The following is a 25,119-nucleotide window of genomic DNA, read 5'->3' as shown; positions in this document are numbered from 1 at the left end:
AATTGGAGGGGTCAGATTGGGAAGAAAAGGCTCCATGATAGAAAAGCAAATTAAAAGTAGCTATCTCCAGGAAACAATGACATTAAAACTTTATCAGCCAGAGTCCTTCTCACCACTGTATAAATATAATATTTGCATCATGCAGGATGGGAATGATTATTACCAAATGGGACGCATCGCCACGCTAAGCGATCGCCTTCATGACTCAAAGGAAATGAATAATACCGTCTTTGTAGGTATTCATTACAAGGATAAGTATGATCGCAGGGAAAAATACCATCCAGACGGTGATCAAAATCAGGCGTATATAAAGTTTTTGGTACATGAGGTTGTTCCACTGCTCGATGAACTTCTGCCTACTTATCATATGGGACAGTCACGAGCGCTAATGGGAGATTCGCTCGCAGGTACACTTGCGCTTATGACAGCAATCAAGTATCCAAATACATTTGGTAAAGTCATTATGCAATCACCATATGTAGATGATACAGTTCTCCAAGCAGCAAAAGACGCACCTGCAATACATGGTATTGATATTTACCATACAATTGGAACAGAAGAAACATCGGTTGATACAACAGATGGTAAATCTGTTAACTTTCTTGCTCCGAACCGAAAGCTGTATAATCTTCTAACCTCAAAAGGGGTTAGTTATGTGTATCATGAGCTTGAGGATGGTGAGCATACTTGGAAGTACTGGCAACAGGACATGAAACGTTTACTGACTACAATGTTTGGTTAAAGAATCCTGAAAACTTTAAAAATAATTACCTTGTTTCTTTTAAGTTTGCTATAATAAAAGGTACACTAACTGGTTAATTAGAAGCTTACAGTCGCCAAAATAATAAAGGAGGTTTTCATAATGAAATATGGAATAGCTATTTTTCCATCAAAAGCAGTACAAGATGAAGCAAATTCATACCGAAAGCGTTATGATCCGCATTATGCATTAATTCCGCCGCATATTACGCTAAAGGAAGCCTTTGAAGCAGACTTAGAGACTGTCCAAGAATTCATAACAGAGCTTAAAAGTATAGCGAATCAAACAGATCCTTTTACCATTAATATCCAAAAGGTAAGCACCTTTGCGCCTGTTACGAATACAATTTATTTAAAAGTCGAACCAAAACAGGAACTGATTGATCTATTTGAAAAAATAAATCGGGGTAATTTTCCAGGAAGTCAAGAATATGCGTTTGTTCCCCATATTACAATTGCCCAAAAGCTATCCACTGAAGAATATTCCGATGTATTCGGTAGCCTTAAAATGAAAGACTTTGATTTAGAAGACCGGATTGATCGTTTTCAACTTCTTTATCAGTTGGACAACGGATCATGGACTGTCCATGACTCGTTTGTGTTCGGGAAGGAATAAAGCTTGGACATACAAATAGTAGAAACAGACAAACAATTAAAGGATGCCTATCATGTTCGTATGACAGTATTTGTGGAAGAGCAAAAGGTGTCTCCAGATGAAGAACTGGACGAACATGATAAAACAGCTATCCACCTTGCAGGCTACGAAAACGATCAAGCAATTGCTGCTAGCCGGCTTCGCTTTGTAGAAGGATATGGAAAGCTGGAACGGATATGTATTTTGAAGGAACATCGCGGGAAAGCATATGGCTCGCAACTGATTGCAGAAATGGAAAAAATAATTTCCTCAAAGGGGTATAAAAAAGCAAAATTAAATGCCCAAACACAAGCATTACCCTTCTATGAACGTCTCGGTTATAAAACCGTTTCCGAGGAATTTATGGATGCTGGTATTCCCCATGTAACCATGATAAAAAATATTTAAAACACCTCCTTGTGGGGTGTTTTTTTAGGCTCCTCCTTGTCTCTCCTTGCACGTCACTGAATGAAAATGAATATATCGGGTAGGCTAAGGCTTAAAATGCCTATAAGGAGGGTGTACCCTTTGAATGATTACCTCTCCATGTTTCTCGAAACACTCTTCGGCTTTACAGCTTTATTCTTTCTCACAAAAATTCTTGGAAAGACACAGATCAACCAGCTGACCCCCTTTGATTTTATTTCTGCATTAATTCTTGGAGAATTGGTTGGAAATGCTTTGTTTGATAAAGAGGCTGGTATTGGAAAAATCGCTTTTGCGATCGTCTTATGGGGAGTGCTCCTTTATTTAACAGAGATCTCCACCCAAAAATGGAAGAGAACACGTGTGTTTATGGAAGGAAGCCCAGATATTGTTATATATAAAGGGAAACTTATTCGGGATACAATGAAGAAAAGTAAACTTGATATCAACCAATTACAGCATTTATTACGCGAAAAAGATGTCTTTTCTATTCAGGAAGTTGAATATGCCATATTAGAAACAAATGGAAAAGTATCGGTCCTGAAAAAAGCTGCTTCACAAACACCAACTAAGCAAGATTTAAAGGTAGCCTCTCAGGAAGTTCATTTGGCCACCACACTTATTAACGATGGAGAAATCTTGTACGATAATTTACAGGAAAAAAATTTAACAGAGGAATGGTTGCTGGAGCAACTACATGACCAAGGCTATATTCGTCCAGCTGAGGTGTTCTATGCCGAGTATATAAGAGATAAACAGCTATTTTTACTCCCGTTTACAAATCGAAATCACAGTAAATTTGAATAAAAAAGCAACCCATCTGTTAATTCGATGGGTTGCTTTTTTTTATTCGTTAAACGCCCGTATTTAAATTTCTTCCTTTTCCAGTGATTTGCCCAAAGAATTTGTTAGCCAGCACTTCTTTTTTTGAAGAAGGTTGCTGTACAGGGCTTTGAAGTCTTTCATACTCCTTTTCAATTCGATGATGTTCTTTTTGCAGAATAACTTTAAACGGCTTTTCAACGTAATGTGGATTTCTCTTAGTCTCGGTAACCCGATTTTGGTACTCATGGTATTGATAATGTGTTATTGGTAGTATATATCCCATGTAAGCGCCCCCTTTTTTCATTTACTTTCTTGTCATGAATTGCTCTCATTATCGCTGTTAATTATTTATCTATACCCTGTTCGCTAAAAAATATTCCTACCAATTCTCCATTTTATTCTCTAAATCCTTTAAAAAACTTTCTAACCCTCCGATATTGTGCAAAAATTCCTTTTCCCAATCTAAAGCTTCTTTATTGAATTTGGTAAAACGAGCTTCAGGTGTCTTTAACCATTTTTCATTAATTTCCAAATGTTTCTCAATATCTTTCACATGCTTCATCCATTTTGGTTCGGATACGTTCAAACTCCTTCCTCCTTCCCATTCCCCAAAATAAAAAGCAGCTACAATATAGCTGCCGATCTTCTTAGAACCAGGCGAATGGGTCTCTTCTTTCTTCTCTATCTTTTTTTTCGTCTTCGAATGCTTCTTCCTCATCGACACCTTTGTGATGCGCTTCAACCTCTGCCTCTTCCTGTCTTCTTCCACCAAAGAAAGGGTTTCGATGGTGTGGACGTGATGGCTCTATATAGACGTTATCTGCTCTTATTACAAGGTCTTTCACATGAATAACTTGTTTTCTTTCAGACACTAGCTTTCACTCCTTCATGCTGTAAATTCGTTATTAGTCTATGTAAGGATTTTTTACTGGTGTGGACATTTGCCCTAATTATCATGATTAATATCTAGAATATTTAGGTTGAGTGCCCACACCATCTATACGAAAACACATACTCTATTAAAGACAAATGAGTCAATTTCATTTTTGAAGGGAGTAATAATTCATGGGTTGTGGAAAAGATTTTGAAACAGGAAACTGTGTTTGCGATATTCTTAGCGAAATAGTTGAAGCACAGAACGATGTCATTGAAAACTGTTGTGACACTAGCTGTGAACAGTCCATTTCTGATTTACTAGGGGAAACAGATAATGGAAATGGATTAGATACAGTTCCAGTTATCCTTTACTGTAAAGGAGACTGCAAACCATTCCAAGGTTACGGTGCTCACCCAAGCAATATTGGTTATGTTGTAGGTAGCTTCTACTTCCGTGTGAAGAAGGTTACTGATGATTGTTGTGCAGTTTTAGAACTTTTAAGAGATCCTGGTGACGAAGATCCATGTCCGAAAAATCCAGTAGACCAAGAAACAAAACCACTACGTGCAACTGGTATCTGCATGACTGTAGACCTTAACTGCTTCTGCCATGTAACGTGCCTACCAGCAATCAATGCAATCAACTAACACAAAGAAAAAGGCTGAGGGATCTATCCTCGGCCTTTTTACATACGCATAAAAAAATACACATTTTTATTTAGAACCCTAATAATTTTATATGTTTTATATCGTCCAAATTAATCTTTGTACTTTGTTTTCTGTTTCCGACTCGAATATACACGAAATTATCTTCTGATCCGGTTATAATGCCACGATAGGCTTTACCTTCAGTTCTAATTTCACATCGCATCTGTGGAGCATAGCTGGGTGTATCCACGAAGTACGCCACCTTCTCCTCTATTGTCATATCTCTAAACTTAGGTCGTTGCTCTTTCTTCTCCTCTGTTTCCTTGTGTTCAATTACTTCTTCCCTTTCATCTTCTAATTCGAAGTCCTTTTTCCCTTCTCCCTTTTTTTCCTGTTCGTGCTTATCTTGTTCTTCTTGCTGCAGTGCCTGTTCTTCTAAAAAACTACGCCGCCTCATATGAGTGCGAACAGGCCCTGGTACTTCTTCTTGCTTCTGTTCTACTTTTTCTTGCTCCGTAGCTAAGGGTTGTTTCTTCTTTGAGTTGGTATACGAAGTATGTTGCATTGGTGCTTTTGGTTTGTTCTCTTTAGGCTGATGAATGTAGAGTAAAGGGTCTTTCGCAAACCGTTTCTTTGCCATAACAGATCACTCCTTCCTCCACATTATATGAACCCATTTTTATAAATGTGTGAAAGAATTTATTAGCAAGATACAATCAGCAAAGTTAGGATTGTACTTTATATCTAACTAACAAAAAACACCCCATAAGGAGTGTCTTTTTTTATCATTCAGGTTAAAAACCCCATAAAGGCAGTTGCCATTCCAAAATAAATTAAAATGGAAATAATATCATTTATGGTAGTAATAAATGGGCCAGAAGCAACTGCTGGGTCAATGTTAAAACGATCCATAATAATCGGTACAAGGGATCCAGCAAGCGTTGCGACAATCAATGTAGCCAGAATAGAAATGCCCACAAGCAGTCCGAGAAAAATATCACCTTTCCATAGGTAGATGACAAGTGTGATAACAATTCCACATACCGTACCAGTAATTAATCCTGTTCCAGCCTCACGTAAAACCAATTTAGCTTTTCCCTGCTTTCCATAATCACCTGTAGCTAAACCTCGAACTGCAACCGCCAAAGCCTGGGTGCCCGTATTTCCAGCCATGCCGGCTATTAATGGAATAAAGATGGCAAGTACAGCTACCTGTTCTAGGGTTGCCTCAAACCTGCCAATCAGACTGGCAGTAAACATTCCCAAGAAAAGCAGGATGATGAGCCAAGGAAGTCTTTTCCTAGCCGTTACAAAAGCACTATCCGCAGTACGTGAAGCTTCTGTAACACCAGCAAGCCTGGAATAATCTTCACTTGCTTCTTCTTCCATGACATCTAAAATATCGTCAACAGTAATAATTCCGAGCAAATGATCTTGAAAATCGACAACTGGAACAGCAAGGAAATCATAGTCTCTAATCATTTGAGCAACTTCTTCCTGGTCTTTGCCAACTGAAACGGCGACAATCTTTTCGCTCATCAATTCCTCCACCAGTGTTTGCTCAGGAGCAATAATAAGATCACGAAGGGAAAGCACGCCAACTAAACGCTTCTCTTCATCTAATACATACACATAATAAATTGTCTCAGCATCTGGAGCTTCCTCTTTTAATAATTGCATTGTTTGGCTAGCAGTATAATGTTTGTAAGTGGAAACAAACTCTGTTGTCATAATACTACCAGCAGTCTTCTCCTCGTAATGAAGCAGCTGTTTAATTTCATCTGCCGCCTCTTTATCCATGATTGTTAGCAGGCTTGCAACCTGATCCTTGTCTAGTTCATTTAATATATCAACTGCATTGTCGGCAGACATCTCGGAAAGCATCATGGATGACATTCTAGGGTCCATCTCGGTCATAATGAGGGTTGTGTCTTCAAGGTCCACATTTTCCATTAATTCTCCAAGCTCTTCTGGAGACAAATAAGCGTATATTTGCATGCGATACGTTTTTTCCTGTTCCATAAAAAACCTAGCTTGGTCATATGGATGCATATCTAAAAATTCCGTGCGAAAATCCTCTATATTTTCCTGCTCTAAGGATTGATTTAACCTTTTCCAATGTTCTTCGTATTGTACTTCATATTCTTCATCATAGCGGTTATTCGATTCCATTGTGCTCACCCCTCCAATAAAACAGCGGCTATGCTTTCTTGCAAAACCTGCTTACCATTACAAATCTGCCTCCGATATTTCTAATAATTAGTTTGCGATAAAGTGAAACTTCATTTGGTGGGGATTACCCTTCCTCCCCCACCAATTGTTAGTTGAACGAATCGGAACTTTCCCACTTAGAATAATTGATTGCTTCACGCCTTCTTGAAGTGGGGGTCTTACTGCCAGTTATGGCGCGAAAAAAATGCCTAATATTTACTTCCCTTCTGCAGAAACAATAAAACAGTTTGGATTCTGATTGGGGAATGGATATAATAAGTGAAACAATAAATTGTCGGTGCCGCGGTTTATCATAATCTAATTTTACTTAGAAAGCAAGAACAAATAAGAAGGAGAATGTTAATGGATAAAGTTGATATTATTGGTGATGTGCATGGCTGTTATGAAGAATTAATTAGTCTGCTTCATAAATTAGGATATCAAAAAGAGAACAATTATAATCATTCTGAAGGAAGAGTACTAGTTTTTCTCGGGGACATTACAGATCGTGGACCTGAATCACTTAAGGTAATGGAGCTTGTTTACCACCTAGTTATAACATTAAAGAAAGCACGCTATATTCCAGGTAATCATTGTAATAAGCTATATCGTTTTTTTCTTGGCAATAAAGTCCAACAGCGTCACGGTTTAGAAACGACTGTCGCAGAATATGAACAACTATCCACATCAGATAAAAATGTGATCAGAGAACACTTTATAACACTGTACGAGCAGGCACCACTCTATCTTCAGCTTCCAGAAGTGAATGCAATTGTTGCCCACGCTGGGATAAAAGAGTCTTTTATCGGCAGAACAGACAAACAGGTGAAAACCTTTGTGCTATACGGTGATATCACTGGAGAGTCTATGGAGGACGGCAGACCAGTGAGAAGAGATTGGGCCAAGCATTATAAAGGGAAAGAATGGGTCGTGTATGGTCACACGCCTGTGATGGAACCAAGAAGGATTAACAATACAATCAACATCGATACAGGCTGCGTTTTTGGGAATGCTTTAACTTCCTTTAGGCTGCCAGAAGAGGAAACGATAGCAGTGCCATCAAAACAGACGTTTGTCGAAGAAAAATTTCATTCTTTTAAGGTAGATTAATTCAAGAGATGCCAACAAGCTTTCAAACAAGTCGCTTCATGTCCTGGGGCATATCCTGGTGAAAATGCATCTCTTCATTTGTTATTGGATGTTTAAAGGTTAAAGAGCAACAGTGCAATGCTTGTCGTTTTATTAATTTGTCATCCCCACCATACAAGGTGTCTCCGATGAGTGGATGTCCTAAATAAGCAAAATGAACGCGAATTTGATGTGTACGTCCTGTTTCAAGCTGAATAGATACTAATGAATACGCTTGAAATGCTGCTTTAACTTTAAAATGGGTGATGGCTTGTTTGCCATCTTCGCGAACAACACGCTCAATAATCGAGCCATCCTTCCGACCTATGGGCGCATCAATAAGTACTTTTTCTACAGAAGGTTTCCCTTCTACTAATGCTTCATAGTGCCTTTTTACTTTACCGTTCTTCTGAAAATTCGATAGGCGGGAATGGCTATAACTATTTTTCGCAATTAACATAAGTCCTGAAGTATCTTTATCCAAGCGGGTCACAATATGCACCGTGTTCGCAATCTCTTGGTTTTTATAATGACCAAGCAGTGCATTCGCTACTGTTCCATTTGGTTGAAGCAGAGATGGAATGGAAAGCATTCCAGCTGCCTTGTTTATAACAAGGACAGCATCATCTTCATATACAATCGATAACGGCGTATCTTCTGCTTCCATATAGGCACCAATTTTTTCAGGAGGGAATTGCACTTCTAATCTGTCCCCTTCCTTCAATTCGTACCGGACATTTTGACTTGTCCCGTTTACGAGTATCTTACCTCCATTAAACTTAATGGATTTAATCATGCGCCTTGAAAAGCTGTGTTCGCGTTGTAAATACGTCCGAATCAACAATCCTTCATGTATTTTCTCGATGATCCATTCCATCTCTTGCTGCTCCTTTATCATGCGTTTTTTCTTACACTCTAACTACTTTCTTCAGATACAAACGAATCACGGACTCTATTCCAGAATGGGAATTGGCGAAATCTCGCAAATCGGATTCGTTCATCCGCCACCCGACATTGGATAGACTCAACGTTAGTGTAATTTGTCGTAAAATGATCAATAGCAATTAAGAAACTACGATCAACAGTTGGTCTTAATATGCATGGGTGATGTTTAGGTAAAATTAATGGGGAACCAATTGTACGGAATACACGATTATTAATTGATGCCATTTCGGTTAATTGAATGGCGTCAAGCGATGGATGGATAATTGCTCCACCGAGTGCTTTATTGTATGCAGTACTCCCAGATGGGGTGGAAATACAAAGTCCATCACCTCGAAACGTCTCGAAATGTGAATTCTTAATTTCGACATCAAATACAACTGACCCATCTGCCGTCTTTATAGTCGCCTCATTAAGCGCAAGGAAGCGGTCTTCACTTTCACCAGATTTCGAGCGAAGTGTTACCTCTAATAATGGGTATTCCACAATTTGGAACGGCGTTTTAGCAATCTCGATAATCAGTTTTTCTACTTCTTCTGGAACCCAGTCAGCATAAAAGCCTAAGTGACCAGTATGTATACCGATAAATGCCGTTTTACTCAATCGGTGAATGTACCGGTGAAATGCTTCCAGAAACGTTCCATCTCCCCCTACGGAGATCACCAATTCGGGCTCTTCTTTATCATATTCGAGATCAAAATCAGTTAAGTACTGCTTCATGGTCGCCTTTAATTTGTTGGAACGATCGTCACCCTTAGATACGATAACAAACTTCATCATCTTTTCCTCCCTCTATTATTACTTACTATGGAACATCCGCTGTGCTTCTTGTACTTCATTTTTTATTTTTGACATTTCTTCATCAAGTTTAAATGCGGCTTCTGCTGCGCGTTGAAGTCGTTCTTTAACATCCTTGGGAATTCTCCCTTTATATTTATAATTTAAGGAATGCTCGTTTGTTGCCCAGAAGTTCATGGCAAGGGTTCTTATTTGGATTTCGGCCATAAGAATTTTTCGGCCGTCAATTGTCTCAACTGGATATTCAATAATTAAATGATAGGAGCGGTAGCCACTCTCTTTCTTTTCCGAAACATAGTCCTTTTCTTCTATAATTTGTAGATCACTACGACTGCGTATCATAGCGACAATCGTATAAATATCATCTACAAACTGGCAAACCACCCGGACACCAGCGATATCTTGAATTTTCCGTTCAATATCATCTACGTTTATTTGCCTTTTTTCCGCTTTTTCAATAATACTTGCAACTGGCTTAACTCTGCCTGTAATAAACTCTATTGGTGAATGTCTTGATTCATATTCAAATTGCTTTCGTATCCCTTTAAGCTTTACTTTTAATTCCTCTACTACTTGTGCATAAGGTGCTAGCATCGCTCCCCAATTCACAATTAACACCACCTGATTTTCTTCTAAATCATCGTCTAAAGGCTGTCAAAATCTCTAAACAGCCTTACTAGGGTATAATTCCCATCCTATTGTACCATAATCTAACGCAATGGCTAATCTTTGCATATTTACTTCTATTTCCCCATAATCAATATTAACCTATTATAAAAAAATGGAGAGAATCACGTGACACAAGAAATCGAAATTGAATATAAAAATATATTGACCAAAAAAGAATTTGAAACACTCTTAACTACACTACCTTTTCCAGCTGATGGCGAAACACAGACGAATCATTATTTTGAAACAGATGACTTTCAATTAAGAGAAAATGGAGCAGCACTTCGAATTAGAGAGAAACAAGGGAAATACCAGCTTACATTAAAAGAGCCACATGACACTGGGTTACTTGAGACCCATGACACTTTGACAGAAGAAGAAGTCGATAATTGGTTAAGTGGAAACCCTGTTGCCAAAACACATACCGAAGCGCAACTTAATAATTTTGGCATATCAGTTTCGGATTTACATCATTTTGGTGCCTTAACAACCGTTAGAAGAGAGATCCCATACAAAGACGTTTTGCTTGTCCTTGATTACAGCACGTATAATGGCCAATCTGATTATGAACTAGAATTGGAAGCACAATCCGAGAATATTGGTAGCTCTGTATTTCATGCGCTGTTAAAAGAATTTGCAATTCCAAAACGTGAAACACCTAATAAAATTCAGCGTTTTTTTCAATCACTAAAATCCAATAACTAGCTTTTAAAGTGGCTAGCAATCAGATCATTTGCTCACAATGTATTCCGTTGCTACAATATATACAAACTTTGAACAAATGACACTAGTGGACATATAAAAGACTAAGTAGCCATTTACAATAGTAAGGGGAAATCGAGATGAAAGAAACTGGAACAATGTTTGAAGCAATTGGTGGTTTTCATACCATTGAGCGACTTGTGAATGCTTTTTACAAGCGTGTGGCTGTACATCCCGAACTTATCCCTATATTTCCAGAAGATTTAACGGAAACAGCTAGAAAACAAACATTATTTTTAACCCAGTTTTTTGGTGGACCTTCATTATATTTAGAGGAACGTGGGCACCCTATGCTAAGAAGAAGGCACTTACCCTTCAAAATCACCCCAACTAGGCGTGATGCCTGGCTGGACTGTATGGCACAAGCATTGATCGAAGCGGAAATAGAGGAACCTTATCGCTCTGCTATATACGATAAACTAACGATGACTGCTAACCACATGATGAATACACCAGAATAACAGAAAGGAGAATCGATGTGATGTGGAATCAAACAGAGCTAAGCTCATCGCATGCCAACACATCGGGAAAATACAGCTTTTTTGATGTTCTGCAGAAACCTATTGAGATGTATGTTTTCGTTGACCCTCTTAGTCCTGAATGCTGGGCACTAGAGCCCTATATAAAAAAACTTTCCATGGAATATGGCCGATTCTTCACTGTTCGACCTATCGTAAGTGGTCATATTAACTCGCTAAACAGAGATCAGTTTGATAAACCAAGACGTTTACGAGACATTTGGGAAAAGACTGCAAAACGGACGGGAATGAGCTGTGACGGTGATCTGTGGATGGATAATCCTGTAGCCTCGCCTTGGGTCGCATCCATTGCTATCAAAGCAGCGGAGTTACAAGGCAAAAAAGCAGGAAGACAATTCCTCCGTAAAATTCAAGAGGAAGCATTCTTAAACAAACAGGATATATCTGATGAAGACGTGTTGATGAAATGTGCGGAAAGAGCGAATTTAGATACTGCAGAATTTAAAAACGACCTCTATTCCCCTTCCGCAAAAAAGGCATTTCAATGTGATCTTAAGCTGACACAGGAAATGGAAGTAGATTATATCCCAACAATTGTTTTCTTCAACCAAATGGTTGAGGAACAGGGAATCAAGGTATCTGGTTTATACCCATATGAAATTTATGTACGTATATTGCAGGAAATCTTACGGATTCGCCCTATTCCATCTGAAAAACCACCGCTTGAAGATTTCCTTTCACATTATCAACTTGTCGGTACGAAAGAAATCTCTGTAGTATACGATTGGAGTATGACCAAGACGGAAAAAGAAATGAAAAAACTTCAGTTAAAACAAGTTGCAGAGAGAATCCCTGTAAAATACGGTTCTTTCTGGAAATATAACCGGAATCGGTAGAATTTAAGCCTTTCTTCAAGGCTTATTTTTTTATGCTTTATCTTTTGGTTAAAAAAATAGAGGATATACGGGGCAGCGTATATCCTCTATATCTCTCTTTGTATAAATAAACAAAGGGGGATGGGAGAAAGTTTCATGATTCAAACAAAGGGGTTTTGTTTGTTCTCATCTTACAAATTAACTATACCAAGATTAATTGGAGGTTTCAAGAAGTATGTTCACATTTTCACAGAAGTGTCACACTTCTAAATTTCTGCTAAAAATCATAAGCATTATTATATGCAAACAAAACAAAAATGTGATAGGAGGCCTTATTGTGAACGGTTTATTTCCATTTCTTTTCCTAACTCTAACATTTTTCGCATTTTTCCTGAACATTCTTGGCCTTATGGCTGTCATCCCTATTTATCTAACATTGCCAATCTTATTTATTTGCATTTATTTAACCGTTTACTCTTTCACCCATAAGAAGGTTTATCGAAAAATGAGATAAATTGGGTTAACATGAGAAAACTAAAAGCCGAAAGATTGTACTGAACTTAGGTTCGCATAATCTTTCGGCATTATTTGTTTAATCCGGATTTATTACCAAATTACGTTACATCATTTTTACTACCCTTGTTGCATAAGAAGTTCTTCCATTTCATTTAGCTTCGCTTCAAATACATCCAAAGCGTCTAAAATAGGCTGTTTTGATGTCATGTCCACACCGGCCTGTTTTAAGACTTCAATTGGGTAGTCACTACTTCCTGCTTTTAGGAAATCAAGATAGCGATCTACCGCTCCGTCTTCTCCATCCAAGATTTTGTTCGCAAGTGCTGTCGCAGCAGAATAGCCTGTTGCGTATTGATACACATAGTAATTGTAATAAAAATGTGGGATACGTGCCCATTCAAGACCAATTTCTTCGTCAGACACAACCGCATCTCCAAAATACTTCTTATTTAGCTCATAATATAACTCAGTTAGTTTCTCAGCAGTCAATGCTTCGCCATTTTGCATGCGTACATGAATATCATGTTCAAATTCTGCAAACATCGTTTGGCGGAAGACTGTCCCACGAAAGCCTTCTAAGAAATGATTTAGTAAATAAAGCTTCTCTTTCTCATCTTCGGTTGTTTTTAGCAGGTGGTCGTTAAGCAATGCTTCGTTACAAGTAGATGCAACCTCTGCCACGAAAATTGAATAATTACCGTAACGGTATGGCTGATGCTTTCTTGTATAGTAACTGTGTACAGAATGTCCAAGCTCATGTGCAAGGGTAAAGGTATTGTTCACATTATCCTGCCAGTTTAATAAGATATAAGGGTTCGTACCATATGCACCAGAAGAGTAAGCACCACTGCGTTTCCCTTTATTTTCCTCTACGTCAATCCAGCGGTTTTCATAACCTTCTTTAATGATATTAAGATATTCTTCACCAAGTGGTTTCAATCCATCTAATACCATTTCCTGCGCTTTTTCATATGGTATTTCCATATCGACATCCTGTACGAGAGGCGTGAATAAATCGTACATATGCAACTCATCTAACTTCATAACCTTTTTGCGAAGTGCGGCATAACGATGCAATAGTGGCAGCTTCTCGTTTACAGCTTCCACTAGGTTATCATATACCTGCTCAGGGATATTGTTATTGTCCAATGCAGCTTCTCTCGCGGATTGATAATTACGTACTTTTGCAAAGAAGTTATCTTTCTTTATATTTCCATTTAGCGTAGAAGCAAATGTGTTTTTAAATTCGCCATATTTACTGTACATCGCTTTAAACGCTTCTTCACGTACACGGCGATCCTTCGATTCAAGGAAGCTAATATAACGACCATGCGTTAATTCGACTTCTTCCCCATCTTCATTTTTAATAACTGGGAACGTTAGATCAGCATTATTTAACATACCAAAAGTCTGAGCAGCACTAGACATTGGTTCGGAAGCTTCAGCTAGCAAAGCCTCCTCCTTCTGACTCAAAACGTGAGGACGTTGTCTTGTAATCTCATCAAGCGTTTTCTTATAAGTTTGTAAGTCACTGTGTTCTTCTAAGAAGGTCTCAATCTTTCCTTCTTCCATAGCTAATATTTCTGGCACAATAAAACTCATCTGGCTTGACGCTTGCGTCAATACATTTTCCGCTTTTGCGTTTAATCCTTGATACCACGAATTCGTTGTATCTTCATCGTAACGCATGTGCGCATATGTATAGAGCTTACCAAGACGTGCAGATAAATTATCCTGTAATTGTAGCATGTTGTACAAACTGTCAGCAGAATCAGATAATTTACCCTGGTATTCTGCTATTTGTGGTATATCTTTTTGTAATTGTGTTAATTCTTCTTCCCATGCCTGATCTGTTTCAAAAATATCTTCCAGTTTCCACGTAAGATTTACTGGGACTTCATTTCGTTTTGGTAATTCCTTTGTTGCTTTAGCCACTAATACTCCTCCTTCATCTCTCTATAACTAGTTCTACACAATAACTCTAGGAGTTTTCTATTTCTAAACCCACTATGGTTAGTATATCGAATTAAGACCGAAACATGCTCGTATTTTGCTTAGGGTCTCGAAATTAATTTTACCAAAATTATCTACAAATTTGTAGAACCAATTTCTGATCTCCTTTTATAGAATCTTCGAGAGAGGAATAAAGGGGAGTTGAACGTATTTTTCGGTAAAGCTTTTCATTTTTCTTTTCAAAAAAACCAAATTTGCAAAGAAGGTCCATATATTCTTCAATGGGGTTATGGAAGGGTTTAATTAGGGGAAATGCAGATCCATCGTATACAAAGTGGCTAATAAATGAGGTAAGTTTAGTGAGTGAAATCGAACTTCCTACATTCAACGGAGCTATTTTCTCGAGGAAAACCCTACTTTGCCACTGCCAAAGAGGTGCCTTCATGAAAATTTGTGCTTGTATGGGTAAATGTATGATTGAGGGAAGATAATCTCGATGACAGCCATGTTCATATAACCATTTATGCCACTTAAAATCAGAACCTCTTTGGTTAATTGGTTTTAATCTAAATCTTGCTTTTTCTTTGTTCCATAACCTCCATAATTCACTTTCTAAAAAGCCGCGGTAATGAAATAAATGAGGGAAAGAAACGCTTGAAAGCTTTTGAACATGAAAAACGCCATATGCTAGCCCATTCCCCATGCTATAAATATCTGCAATAGTGATGAGTTGAGTTGTGTAGGGACAAAAGAAATAAAGCGTGGGTTTTAATGTGGTAGAAAACTGGTGGATAAAGTATTGGAGAAAGGAATCCAATTTAAATTGAAAGATTGATTTTCGTTTAAGTAACTTTTCACCCATCATCCAAATCGGGATAATACCCGCTCGTTGATAACCCTGATTTCGTTCTTGTATTATTTCAGGTGATATTCTCGCGCATTGATATTCTATGGCAATTGTTTTATTATTTATGCTTACTAATATATCAGGCCGCTGCTGAATGTCAGGTAAATAAGGTTCTAGCTTCACTTGAAGTTGTTGAGACTTCAACCATTGATATAACAACAACTTTCCATTCTCGTGGTAAGCACCTTCCCCTTGTTTAGATGCTAGGCAGGAATCGGTTTGTTGGTGGGCAAAATGCGGAATGACTCTCAACCCAGCCTTTACAATCACCCTGTTTCCGCATACGGGACAGGTAAATTGTTTCTTTTCTAACTTAAGCTTCTGGAGCTCTACAGGTGTCAGCGTAGCAAGTGTGATGAGCTTTCCTTCACTTGATTTCGCTTGAAGCATTTGGTTAAATCACCTCCTCTATTTCTCTATTCGACAGAAAATGAGCATTCCCTTCCTGATTAAAAGAAAAAAGATAAGAAATGATTCTACTATTACACCTCCCTCTAAGCACAAAAAAAGACACTCCAATTACAGAGTGTCTATGCTTGAACTGGAAAGTATTCTCTTACTTGAGCAAAGGTATTTTCAGCAAAGATTGTCTTGCCATATTCCTCAAGTAAATGAATAGTGAGCTCAGAGTCTTTACCAAATTCAAAGACTTGGCTAATAATATCTTCTTGTGCGTTCTCATCTAAGGAATCCTGCGAGAATTCAAGGTAAAGATAATAAGCATTATCAAAGTGGTAAAGTGTCTCTTCCGCACTACCTTCAAAATCCTCGAAATAGTGGCTTAATTGAATGACATCTTCAAAATCATTGAACTTCACAATAATCCATAGGTTGGCAGCTTCTAATTCCTCTGCTTCTTCTTCTTTATGAGATGTTTCATCCGCATGATTTGTTTTGCCAAATTTCTCTTCTAACATGTTCTCAATATTTTTATTTAAGGCGAAATCACTTGTGCCGCCTTCTTCCCCAGAAAGCTGTTCTTCGCCATTTTTTGACATATGAGCATTCGTTACGATGATTTCTAGACCTTTTTCTAATGCTTGAACTTGGATCCATAAAGGGCCTTCTACATTAAAGCCTTCTTTATAATTAACTTCATCCATCATTTGCCAAAAGAGCTGCTCACTACGCTCACGATTATACCAAATCTCTTCTCTTTCAAAACCACGGTCTTCAATGTCCATATAAGAAATATAAAATTTCACCGTATTCTCATTAATTCTTTCTATTTCCATGGATAGTTCTCTCCCTTCTGATCATAGTTTAGGTGGAAGAGATCGCTTCACCTTAATCTATATAAATAAGCTTGTAATTCTATTACCCAAAATAGCTTTCCTCTAACCATTAAACCAAATGCATTATTTCTTTATATACGAAGGCTTCTTCCTATTCTTATTGTATGATACGTCAACCTTATTTGGAAATTAATATGCCTATAAATTATAAAGTGAAACTTCATTTGGTAGTGGGGGTTACCTTCCTCCCCCACCAATTGTTAGTTGAACGAATCGGACCTTTACTGGCAGTTGATTCCCCACTTAGAATGCTTGATTTTCCACATTCTTGAAGTAGGGGCTTACTGCCAGTTAAGGTGGGATAAATAGTTAGTAACATATTTTAAAGCATTTCCACGTTTTTGTCACGATGAATTATATGACAGTTTTTTAACGTTTACATGGAGTTTGGCAAAAGATTGTTTTACACCATGAAAAACGCGGATCATTTACATGAACCGCGTTTTTTATTCGTTTTTAGTTGATAATTAGTTAACCATGCGCTGTGCTTCGCGCAATTGGAAAGTCCGCACTGTTCTTGGTAAGAATCTGCGAATCTCATCTTCGTTATACCCAACCTGGAGACGCTTTTCGTCTAATATAATCGGTCTTCTTAATAAACCAGGATTTTTTTGAATTAGGTTAAAAAGATCTTTCATTGGTAATTGATCGATATTCACGTCCAATTTTTGAAAGACTTTTGACCGTGTGGATATAATCTCATCAGTTCCATCTTCCGTCATACGTAGTATTTCCTTAATTTCATCCAAAGATAAAGGTTCGGAAAATATATTACGTTCCGTAAACGGTATATCATGTTCTTCTAACCATGCTTTTGCTTTTCTGCAAGATGTACAACTTGGTGAGGTATAAAGTGTTACCATATAAAACTTCACTCCTCATTCTAATGTGGGTTAAACCATTTCATAACATTGAACAACTTATTAAATTAAAATAAGTTTAATTAACCCTTTATGTAAATTATACTACATTTGTCAAGCGAAAGGTAGAGTCTATTATAGAAATTCGGGTTTTTTTATTAATGTTCATGAAATGTTCGTTAATTGTAAGTTACCCCAAAACATTTTTAAATAAACCATTTTCATAAAAAAATTCTCAATTGAGCAACAGCCATTGAAAACGATTACTTTTAAATATTCAAAAAATTATGCGGAAAGTACTTGCATTTTGCGTCGTTTCCTTTTATGATAATTAACATAACTTAATATGTTAGGTTTCCTAACATCAAAATGAAAGGGTGTGTTAATGATGAAAAAGATCGAAACAATTATTCGCCCTGAAAAGTTCCAACCACTACGTAAAGCACTATCTTCAATTGGAATTGGCGGGCTCACAGTAACAGAAGCTGCTGGAACTGGAAAACAAAAAGGGCAAACTGGTGTGTTCAGGGGAACTACTTTCCAAATACAATTACTACCTAAGATCAAAGTGGAAATGATTGTAGAAGATAACCAGCTTGATGAAATTGTATCCATCATTCTTGAAACTTGCAGCACAGGTAACATAGGAGATGGGAAGATTTTTGTATATCCAGTTGAAGAGGTTATTCGCATACGAACAGGCGAACGTGGAAACGAGGCTGTCATTTAGTTAGATTCACTACTAAAGGGAGGATAAATCATGTTAAAGAAAAGTTTATTATTATCACTGGTCTTATTCTTAGTTTCTTCACCGGTTTATGCTGCACCAACCACCGAATCTTTACAATTATCGGTTGATCTTGTATGGGTTATGGTTGCTGCATTTTTAGTATTCTTTATGCATGCAGGTTTTGCAATGGTGGAGTCAGGGTTTACCCGCGCGAAGAACTCACTAAATATTTTAATGAAGAATTTCCTAACAATAAGCCTGGCAGCCATTTTGTTTTTTGTAGTTGGCTATGGTCTGATGTTCGGAACGTCTTTCGGTACGTTTATTGGTATTGATGGATTTTTATTGAGCGGGGTGGATGATATTGGGTTTTTCGTCTTCCAAGCGATGTTTGTAGCAACAAGTGCAACGATCGTTTCAGGGGCAGTCGCGGAACGAATGAAGCTTGGGAGCTATATTTTAATTGTTATTGCTATGACAAGTGTTATCTACCCAGTTGTCGGTCATTGGATTTGGCAGGGAGATGGCTGGTTAACATCACTAGGTTTCAGTGATTTTGCTGGTTCTACTGTCGTTCACTTAACCGGAGCTGTTGGTGCCTTAACGGTAGTTCTTTTCCTTGGGCCCCGCCTTGGTAAGTATTCAGGCAAAAAAGTGAATGTAATTCCAGGCCATAACATTCCTTTAGGTGCTTTAGGAGTATTCATCCTATGGCTGGGGTGGTTTGGTTTTAACGGTGGAAGCACCCTTGCTGCGGATCCTTCATTAGTTCCAATGGTTATCGGCACAACGCTTCTATCTACTTCAGCGGCATTAGTTTCAAGTGCTGCCTATACGAAATTTCGATTTAAGCGTGTTGATGCGTCTCTTTCATTAAATGGTGTGCTTGCTGGTCTAGTGGGTATTACAGCAGGAGCTGCAGAAATTTCGCTTGCTGGCTCAATTCTTGTAGGTCTTGTTTCAGGAGTTGTACTGGTAGAAGGAATCCGTTTCCTAGATACAAAGCTACGTATAGACGATCCAGTAGGCGCCATTACAGTACACGGTATTTGTGGTGTGTGGGGGACACTTGCAGTAGGTCTCTTCTCTACTTCAACAGGTCTATTTTACGGAAACGGCTTTTCCCAATTAGGAATTCAGTTAATTGGTGTACTTGCTGTTATCACATGGACCATGCTAGCAGTAGGCGCATTTACCTTTGTCATTTCCCGCTTCTCTTCCATTCGCGTTTCAGAGGAGGAAGAAATGGCTGGACTTGACTTCGCGGAGCATGGTTCCAATGCTTATGAATTAAAAGAAACATTATTAACCGATGAAAACATGCCATTAGAAAATGGGCTTGGCTTGGCTGATCGGCTAAACAATCTATCTGTGGGGCGAACGGAAAAAAAATCTTCTTAAAGTGAAATTTTAGTTAACGGGGGAATTTGATAACACCCCATCAACTATTCGTTCACAAATTAGTAGTTACCCTACCTCCTAGGATTCTTGATTTTTTACTCGCATTCTTGGGGATAGGGTCATACTACTTCATAAGACAAAACAAAAATAGAGACAGAAAACAAAAGCCGAGAACAGATCCGAATTCTGTGAGAATAGATTCGGAGGTTCTCGGCTTTTTAAAACTCTATAGGATTGTAGGGATTACAATCATTGGTAAATATTACGCTTTCTCAGTTGTCCCTAAACCCTTTAAAATATTTGCTCGTGTACTTTCCTCATCATAACTTAATACTTCTTCAACCGGTTGATAGGAACGCCCATATAACTCTTTATCCTTATACGTATGAATATCCTCATACATCTTCTTCATTTGTTTAAAAATGACATCTTCTGACTCATTGTTTGGAGACCAGAATAAAATCTCCATTGGCGTTTCTTCATTCGTTGCCAACGAACGTCGATTATATCCAATTGATTGCGCATGGGTAAAGCCTTCCCTATGATAAAAATGGAGGCGCTTTTCTGTGTCCGTATCTTCATAGTCAACTGGTTCCACTTCTAGAATAATCGGCTTATTTTTCTTCTTTAGCTTATCAATTAGCTTATGGCCAATCCCTTGACCACGCGTTGCTGCAGAAACCCACAAATAATCGATAAATAGAAACGAATCAAATTCAGCATACATCAAAACATGCTTGGGGCTTTCGTCTTTATAATAGACATCCCCCTTCTCTTTTAAAAGCATCTCCATATGCTCTTTTGATTTCATCTCTTCTACTGGGAAATACTCGTTTAACTTCTCATACCAATTCATTGATCTACTCCTTATTTTTAGTAGTCCTTTTAAGTATAACGAATAATTATGTTTTTGTTAAATCAGCTCCAAAAAGTGAAACTTCATTTGGTGGAGGTTCCCTTCCCTCCCTCACCAAATGTTCGTTGAAAGAATCGGACCTGAACTGCCAGTTAAGGCTTGTTTAAAATGTACATTTCGTCATTATATATTGTCCCCTTAGCCCTCAAAGCCATGCAAAAGAAGGCCTCTATACATTTTATTAACATTAAAAAAACAGTTCTCTGTTATTTCTCAGAGAACTGCTTTCTCTTCTTTATCCTTCGTAACCAATTGTAAAATCTACATTTTCTGTATAGCTATTACCTGAATTCCACAATAAGAATTCATTAATGCCACTTTCATGTAATGCCTTAATTTGAGCTTCGACTTCTGCTTTGCCATACTGTTTTGTAGGACCGCTATATAGCCATGGTGCTTCAAAATCTTGGATCCACGGTCTTGATACTGGTGGGTTTTCTAACGCACCTAACACTTCGTTTTCTACTTTCGCGTACTCCTTCACAAGTTTGTATGGTTCTTTGTCAGGAACTTCAATCCCAAAGTAAGAACTCCAGTGACTTGGATAAATCATAGAAGAAATAACATCTACATTCGAAGATATCTTGGAGAAGTTTTGACCAATTCCAGGAGCTTCTTCAATTGTTGCTGCATAACCGAAAATATCTACTGAGACATCCACATCATAGGAAGACATTTCGTCTTTTGCATATGCCACAAAGTCAGTAACTGCTTGGACACGTTTCTTAATATTATTCATATCAGAGTCTGCATAATCACCCATCGAATACTCTAACTCATCATCACGGGTTTCAAAGCCTTCCGGAAAACGCACATAATCAAACTGGATCTCTTGAAAGCCCATCTCAGCTGCCATTTTTGCAATGCCTACATTATATTCCCATACTTCTTTCTGAAAAGGACTGACAAAAGCTTCTCCTTTTCCATTCTCCCAAACCTGTCCATTTTCCTGGAAGGATAGGTCAGGCCGTTTTTTGGCAAGCACTGAATCTTTAAATACTACGACTCTCGCAATTGGATAAATGCCTTTTTCCTCAAGCGTTTTCATCATTTGTTCAGGATCATCAATAAAGTTTTTAGCTATGTCTTCATAAGGAGATCCTTCTTCTGGTTGGAAGGTAAGATTTCCGTTATCTTCTTTTACATCAATTACCATTGCATTGAGCTCTGTGCTATCGATCATATCGACTAAGGATTCAAAACGGCTTCCCCCAGCAGAGTTCCCAGTTACATAAAGTCCACGTACCGCTTCAGGGTATTCAAAATTATAGCCTGAATCATATGTAAATCGCTTCATATTTTCAATTTCTAATGGCTTAATGCTTGTTTGTCGTTCTTTATGAGAGCTAACGGTTTCTTCTGCGGCCACCGTGTTTGTGGCAACTACATTAGGTAGTAGAAGTGTCATCATAGCTGTCATTGTTAATAGTTTTTTCCCCATCCTATCAATCTCCCATTATTTGATTTAACTCTAGTATAAAGGATATCCTGTCTCAATTGGAAGGAAAATACTAGATTTTGTCGAAAAGTTACTTGGTAACTATTACCCTTATTATTCAGAGTTAAACTAACACATTTTTAACTCTATTAATTACTTTTGTTAACATATCTTTTTAGTTTGGGTTTATACAATCCACATAGTTCACTTAGATGGGTAGCTCTTTCCGGAGTTTATTCCTACCACTTCTTAGAAACCTATAAAAAAAAGAACTCCTAACCAAGGAAGTTCCATTTCATTACTCAGCTTTCATATTCACCCATGGGATGTTTGTTATTTTTATTACTTGGCCTTCCCTTAATGTTACTTTACTTTTACTTGAACTTAATTTACCACCAATTACTTCATAGACTTGATTCCGTTCATCCGGCTCTATGATTTGCAGATAACCAAACCCTCCCTCTTCTGGTCCAGTTATGATATATTCTCCTGCTTCAATATCTGTTCCAACAAACCAAATCCCTGCTGAAAATTCTGTAGATGGTTGCTGCATATACGGGGTAACAGTTACTTCATCAAGCCCACTATCAACTTCTATTTTATAGGAGTCCTGTATATCAAGGGTTATGCTAGGCACCCCATAAGCGCTTCCTAGTATATTATGGTAAAGCACACCCCCTTGACTATCATAAATGTACACATTTCCTGTAATGCCACCTGCAATTTGATACCTACCGTCTGGTAAAGAAAATATTTCGCCACCCTCATCTACTGCAGGAATATGGTATTCTTTTGCATCTTTATTCGTACGATCACTCTTATAAAAAGTATCTTCACTTATATCGCCGATAATCTCCTCTCTTTCACTTCCAATAATTTCAAAATTATCCTTGTAGCTATCTATTTTTTCGGAAGATGTTTTTTGAGAAGAACAGCCTACTAAGACCAATAAGCTAACTATTGCGGTTAACAGAAAAATAGTTGCCGTATTTATAACTTTCCTATTCCTTATCCAAGTAATATTTTTCATAATGTTCCACCGTCCCCAAAGGGCCTATTGTTATTTCTTTATCCATATAGTAAAGAAGTGTCTGAAGCCAATTTGTTTGTTCTGTATAACTCAAATGATCTAAAGGCATACAAAATAAGTGATCTGCAATATATACATGTTCCTTTGGTAAATTCTCTTTATGTTTGAGTGTCTTATATTGCTCTGGTTTTAACTCTATTTTAATGTAGAGGCCACTCTTTTCATGTAGGCGTTGTTCATGAATGATAGTACCATCCTTTAAAAAGATAACTCGATCGGCGTATAGATCCAGGTTTTCTAATAAATGTGATGCTACAAAGATTAGTTTTTGTTCTTTTTTCATTTGAATTAGCCGTTGAGATATTAATTCTACATTGGAAACATCTAATCCATTCATAACCTCGTCCATCAACATAATGGAGGTGTCAGTAGCAACCATCATAGCAAAACAAAGCCTCTGCCTCATTCCTAAAGAATATGTCCCTACTTTTCTTTTCACATAATCATTCATCTGTAAATAATCAATGATCTCTTGAATATGCTTCGTTGAACCTTTCCACATGTTTCCATAAAGTTTCAAGTGATCAACACCACTTAATTCATTGAACAAATCGCTTTGGTCTGGAAAGGTGGATAGATGCTTATGTATGGAAAGTTCTGCTTTCTCTGTTGTATATTTTTGCTTTCCATTAAATATAACTTCCCCTGATTTTGGTTTAATGAAGTTTGCCATAACATGGAACAGGGTTGTTTTACCCGTACCGTTTGGTGCTACTACGCCAATTATTTCTCCTTTTTCTGCATAGAAGGACAATTCATCCAATACTTTTTTGTCCTTATAAGCAACGGTTATATTCTTAAGTTTTAGCATACACTTGCCTCCTACTATTTCGTTATTTTCTTACATATCGGGCTTTATTTATGGTATAAATAATCGTTATCAATGCAATCAGCATGAGCAATAGGCCAATTATGGCATACCCGTAATCAACTTCTGGATTATGTAATGAAATAGATAAATCTCCCGATAATACATTTGTTATACTTATAAATTTCATCACGTGGAAAATAGGCGCATCCATCCCTAATATCAAGAAAAAATCGGAAATAAAAAAGAAGCTTAAGCCTATTAAGATAGTGGCATACGCATTGTGAAAAATCATGGTAAGTAAAATGGCTAAATACAAAATTACAAGCGTTATTAAAGCTAGAGCCCCTATAACGTATAAAAGGTATTGAATAGTAGATATTGCTTCATACGAACCATTGTTAAATATTAATACTGGATAAGAAAAATCTCCTAAACTTGATTGGTTAGTGGCATTCCATCCTCCCGCCACAACACTAACTACAAGCACGATACATATAAAGAGAAAGTAGATGATAGCCTTACTATTCATCTTGCTCATAAAGGATATGGGAAATCCATTAACCACTGTACGATTTCTTTGTTCGTAGACTAATAATTCACTTCCCATTACTAACACAAAGGTGAAGAAGATCAATCCACTTACTGCTTGGAGCGCAAAGATTAAAAACTCATTAGCTACAATCGGATCAGGTTGTAATGGTAGTTCATTATCTCGAATATAGGTTAACAATGCTTCTTCTTTCATAATTTCTTCTTTTGGTTTCACAAGATATTCAGGGATCCCCTGGTGCTCTAATTCTATAACCCTGAGCCTTAAATCATTTAACTTTAGCCCATTGGCGATATAATCATCATATTGTTTTTTTTGTAAATAAAACTTTTGATAATTAATTAAGGAAGATTGTTCTAGTAAGTTTTGATAGATTTCTTCACCCTCGGACGTTTTTTGTTGCGATTCTGGAAATTGATTTAATATAGAGTCAATAACATACGACTCTTCATCCTTCTGCATTTTTAACGACACTTGTTCTGAATCACTGAAGTGACCAAAATACACAATAAAAAATAACAGAAGCAATAGCCCTAAAACCCAATTTTTACGGTTAAAAATTAACAATTTAGTTTCAAAAAGTGTATATTTCCAAAACATAGGCGTGTCCTCTCTTTTTT

Annotated in this window: 29 protein-coding genes; 12 read left to right on the top strand and 17 right to left on the bottom strand. The window is 37.5% G+C overall.

Going from position 1 to position 25,119, the window contains the following annotated elements:
* The first annotated feature begins 16 nt into the window (after positions 1-16).
* The 4 genes from LG273_RS06730 to LG273_RS06715 all read left to right on the top strand — a co-directional run bounded on the left by LG273_RS06730 (position 17) and on the right by LG273_RS06715 (position 2,626).
* Positions 17-742, top strand: coding sequence for an alpha/beta hydrolase (locus LG273_RS06730; RefSeq protein WP_379562462.1), 726 nt, complete (start codon positions 17-19; stop codon positions 740-742).
* A 120-nt stretch (positions 743-862) separates the two neighbouring features.
* Positions 863-1,375, top strand: a complete 513-nt coding sequence (locus LG273_RS06725) for a YjcG family protein (protein WP_379562463.1) — start codon at positions 863-865, stop codon at positions 1,373-1,375.
* Positions 1,376-1,378: 3 nt separating this feature from the next.
* Positions 1,379-1,801 (top strand): GNAT family N-acetyltransferase, encoded by a 423-nt coding sequence (locus LG273_RS06720; RefSeq protein ID WP_379562464.1) that lies wholly within the window; start codon positions 1,379-1,381, stop codon positions 1,799-1,801.
* Between the two features lie 120 nt (positions 1,802-1,921).
* Entirely contained in the window at positions 1,922-2,626 is a 705-nt protein-coding gene (locus LG273_RS06715; protein WP_379562465.1) for a YetF domain-containing protein, read from the top strand.
* A 46-nt stretch (positions 2,627-2,672) separates the two neighbouring features.
* Here LG273_RS06715 and LG273_RS06710 read toward each other — a convergent pair whose 3' ends face one another.
* The 3 genes from LG273_RS06710 to LG273_RS06700 form a co-directional block, all read right to left on the bottom strand.
* Positions 2,673-2,927 (bottom strand): hypothetical protein, encoded by a 255-nt coding sequence (locus LG273_RS06710; protein WP_379562466.1) that lies wholly within the window; start codon positions 2,925-2,927, stop codon positions 2,673-2,675.
* Between the two features lie 96 nt (positions 2,928-3,023).
* On the bottom strand, positions 3,024-3,230 hold the full coding sequence (locus tag LG273_RS06705) for a hypothetical protein (RefSeq protein WP_379562467.1): 207 nt from the start codon (positions 3,228-3,230) through the stop codon (positions 3,024-3,026).
* Positions 3,231-3,291: 61 nt separating this feature from the next.
* Entirely contained in the window at positions 3,292-3,516 is a 225-nt protein-coding gene (locus LG273_RS06700) for a hypothetical protein (protein WP_379562468.1), read from the bottom strand.
* A 193-nt stretch (positions 3,517-3,709) separates the two neighbouring features.
* On the opposite strand from LG273_RS06700, the gene LG273_RS06695 reads away from it, so the two are divergent.
* Complete coding sequence (locus tag LG273_RS06695; RefSeq protein ID WP_379562469.1) at positions 3,710-4,168, top strand: CotY/CotZ family spore coat protein; 459 nt, start codon at positions 3,710-3,712, stop codon at positions 4,166-4,168.
* 70 nt (positions 4,169-4,238) lie between these two features.
* Here the strand turns inward: LG273_RS06695 and LG273_RS06690 are convergent, their stop codons facing one another.
* Positions 4,239-4,808, bottom strand: a complete 570-nt coding sequence (locus tag LG273_RS06690; protein ID WP_379562470.1) for a CotO family spore coat protein — start codon at positions 4,806-4,808, stop codon at positions 4,239-4,241.
* A gap of 149 nt (positions 4,809-4,957) precedes the next feature.
* The gene (gene mgtE, locus LG273_RS06685; RefSeq protein WP_379562471.1) at positions 4,958-6,340 is read right to left on the bottom strand and encodes a magnesium transporter; all 1,383 of its coding nucleotides are present in this window, start codon (positions 6,338-6,340) and stop codon (positions 4,958-4,960) included.
* A gap of 402 nt (positions 6,341-6,742) precedes the next feature.
* Between mgtE and prpE the strand changes: the two genes are divergently transcribed.
* Positions 6,743-7,489 carry a bis(5'-nucleosyl)-tetraphosphatase PrpE gene (gene prpE / locus LG273_RS06680; protein ID WP_379562472.1) on the top strand — a complete coding sequence of 249 codons (747 nt, stop codon included), beginning with the start codon at positions 6,743-6,745 and terminating at the stop codon, positions 7,487-7,489.
* A 22-nt stretch (positions 7,490-7,511) separates the two neighbouring features.
* Here prpE and LG273_RS06675 read toward each other — a convergent pair whose 3' ends face one another.
* The 3 genes from LG273_RS06675 to LG273_RS06665 are packed head-to-tail and all read right to left on the bottom strand — an operon-like array spanning position 7,512 to position 9,856.
* Positions 7,512-8,384 (bottom strand): RluA family pseudouridine synthase, encoded by an 873-nt coding sequence (locus LG273_RS06675; protein WP_379562473.1) that lies wholly within the window; start codon positions 8,382-8,384, stop codon positions 7,512-7,514.
* A 38-nt stretch (positions 8,385-8,422) separates the two neighbouring features.
* Complete coding sequence (locus tag LG273_RS06670; RefSeq protein WP_379562474.1) at positions 8,423-9,226, bottom strand: NAD kinase; 804 nt, start codon at positions 9,224-9,226, stop codon at positions 8,423-8,425.
* 21 nt (positions 9,227-9,247) lie between these two features.
* Entirely contained in the window at positions 9,248-9,856 is a 609-nt protein-coding gene (locus LG273_RS06665) for a GTP pyrophosphokinase family protein (protein ID WP_379562475.1), read from the bottom strand.
* 186 nt (positions 9,857-10,042) lie between these two features.
* Here LG273_RS06665 and LG273_RS06660 point away from each other — a divergent pair, with 186 nt between their 5' ends.
* From LG273_RS06660 to LG273_RS06645, 4 genes are all read left to right on the top strand, one after another.
* A complete protein-coding gene (locus tag LG273_RS06660; protein ID WP_379562476.1) occupies positions 10,043-10,621 on the top strand; it encodes a CYTH domain-containing protein in 579 nt (192 codons plus the stop codon).
* 137 nt (positions 10,622-10,758) lie between these two features.
* Positions 10,759-11,139, top strand: coding sequence for a globin (locus LG273_RS06655; RefSeq protein ID WP_379562477.1), 381 nt, complete (start codon positions 10,759-10,761; stop codon positions 11,137-11,139).
* A 20-nt stretch (positions 11,140-11,159) separates the two neighbouring features.
* The gene (locus LG273_RS06650) at positions 11,160-12,053 is read left to right on the top strand and encodes a ClpXP adapter SpxH family protein (RefSeq protein WP_379562486.1); all 894 of its coding nucleotides are present in this window, start codon (positions 11,160-11,162) and stop codon (positions 12,051-12,053) included.
* A 316-nt stretch (positions 12,054-12,369) separates the two neighbouring features.
* Entirely contained in the window at positions 12,370-12,546 is a 177-nt protein-coding gene (locus LG273_RS06645) for a hypothetical protein (RefSeq protein ID WP_379562478.1), read from the top strand.
* A 119-nt stretch (positions 12,547-12,665) separates the two neighbouring features.
* Here the strand turns inward: LG273_RS06645 and pepF are convergent, their stop codons facing one another.
* The 4 genes from pepF to spxA form a co-directional block, all read right to left on the bottom strand.
* Positions 12,666-14,483 carry an oligoendopeptidase F gene (pepF, locus tag LG273_RS06640; RefSeq protein ID WP_379562479.1) on the bottom strand — a complete coding sequence of 606 codons (1,818 nt, stop codon included), beginning with the start codon at positions 14,481-14,483 and terminating at the stop codon, positions 12,666-12,668.
* Between the two features lie 148 nt (positions 14,484-14,631).
* Positions 14,632-15,798: a competence protein CoiA gene (locus LG273_RS06635; RefSeq protein ID WP_404458783.1), complete on the bottom strand. Its 1,167-nt coding sequence runs from the start codon at positions 15,796-15,798 to the stop codon at positions 14,632-14,634.
* Positions 15,799-15,938: 140 nt separating this feature from the next.
* Complete coding sequence (mecA, locus tag LG273_RS06630) at positions 15,939-16,643, bottom strand: adaptor protein MecA (RefSeq protein WP_379562481.1); 705 nt, start codon at positions 16,641-16,643, stop codon at positions 15,939-15,941.
* Between the two features lie 527 nt (positions 16,644-17,170).
* Positions 17,171-17,566, bottom strand: coding sequence for a transcriptional regulator SpxA (spxA, locus tag LG273_RS06625; RefSeq protein WP_036573885.1), 396 nt, complete (start codon positions 17,564-17,566; stop codon positions 17,171-17,173).
* 385 nt (positions 17,567-17,951) lie between these two features.
* Between spxA and LG273_RS06620 the strand changes: the two genes are divergently transcribed.
* On the top strand, positions 17,952-18,293 hold the full coding sequence (locus tag LG273_RS06620) for a P-II family nitrogen regulator (protein ID WP_379562482.1): 342 nt from the start codon (positions 17,952-17,954) through the stop codon (positions 18,291-18,293).
* A gap of 30 nt (positions 18,294-18,323) precedes the next feature.
* Positions 18,324-19,694, top strand: coding sequence for an ammonium transporter (locus LG273_RS06615; RefSeq protein ID WP_404458780.1), 1,371 nt, complete (start codon positions 18,324-18,326; stop codon positions 19,692-19,694).
* Between the two features lie 262 nt (positions 19,695-19,956).
* Here LG273_RS06615 and LG273_RS06610 read toward each other — a convergent pair whose 3' ends face one another.
* The 5 genes from LG273_RS06610 to LG273_RS06590 all read right to left on the bottom strand — a co-directional run bounded on the left by LG273_RS06610 (position 19,957) and on the right by LG273_RS06590 (position 25,099).
* The gene (locus tag LG273_RS06610; protein WP_379562484.1) at positions 19,957-20,550 is read right to left on the bottom strand and encodes a GNAT family N-acetyltransferase; all 594 of its coding nucleotides are present in this window, start codon (positions 20,548-20,550) and stop codon (positions 19,957-19,959) included.
* Between the two features lie 295 nt (positions 20,551-20,845).
* Entirely contained in the window at positions 20,846-22,051 is a 1,206-nt protein-coding gene (locus LG273_RS06605; RefSeq protein WP_404458778.1) for a putative glycoside hydrolase, read from the bottom strand.
* Positions 22,052-22,346: 295 nt separating this feature from the next.
* Positions 22,347-23,078, bottom strand: a complete 732-nt coding sequence (locus tag LG273_RS06600; RefSeq protein ID WP_404458776.1) for a hypothetical protein — start codon at positions 23,076-23,078, stop codon at positions 22,347-22,349.
* Positions 23,050-23,949, bottom strand: coding sequence for an ATP-binding cassette domain-containing protein (locus tag LG273_RS06595; RefSeq protein ID WP_404458774.1), 900 nt, complete (start codon positions 23,947-23,949; stop codon positions 23,050-23,052). Before LG273_RS06595 ends, LG273_RS06600 begins: the two co-directional genes overlap by 29 nt.
* A 22-nt stretch (positions 23,950-23,971) precedes the next feature.
* Positions 23,972-25,099 carry a hypothetical protein gene (locus tag LG273_RS06590; protein ID WP_404458772.1) on the bottom strand — a complete coding sequence of 376 codons (1,128 nt, stop codon included), beginning with the start codon at positions 25,097-25,099 and terminating at the stop codon, positions 23,972-23,974.
* Between the last annotated feature and the right edge of the window lie 20 nt (positions 25,100-25,119).

Origin of the sequence: Oceanobacillus kapialis, from assembly GCF_044790185.1 — a bacterium.
GTDB lineage: Bacteria > Bacillota > Bacilli > Bacillales > Amphibacillaceae > Oceanobacillus_B > Oceanobacillus_B kapialis.
This window is presented reverse-complemented; position numbering and strand designations above follow the sequence as displayed.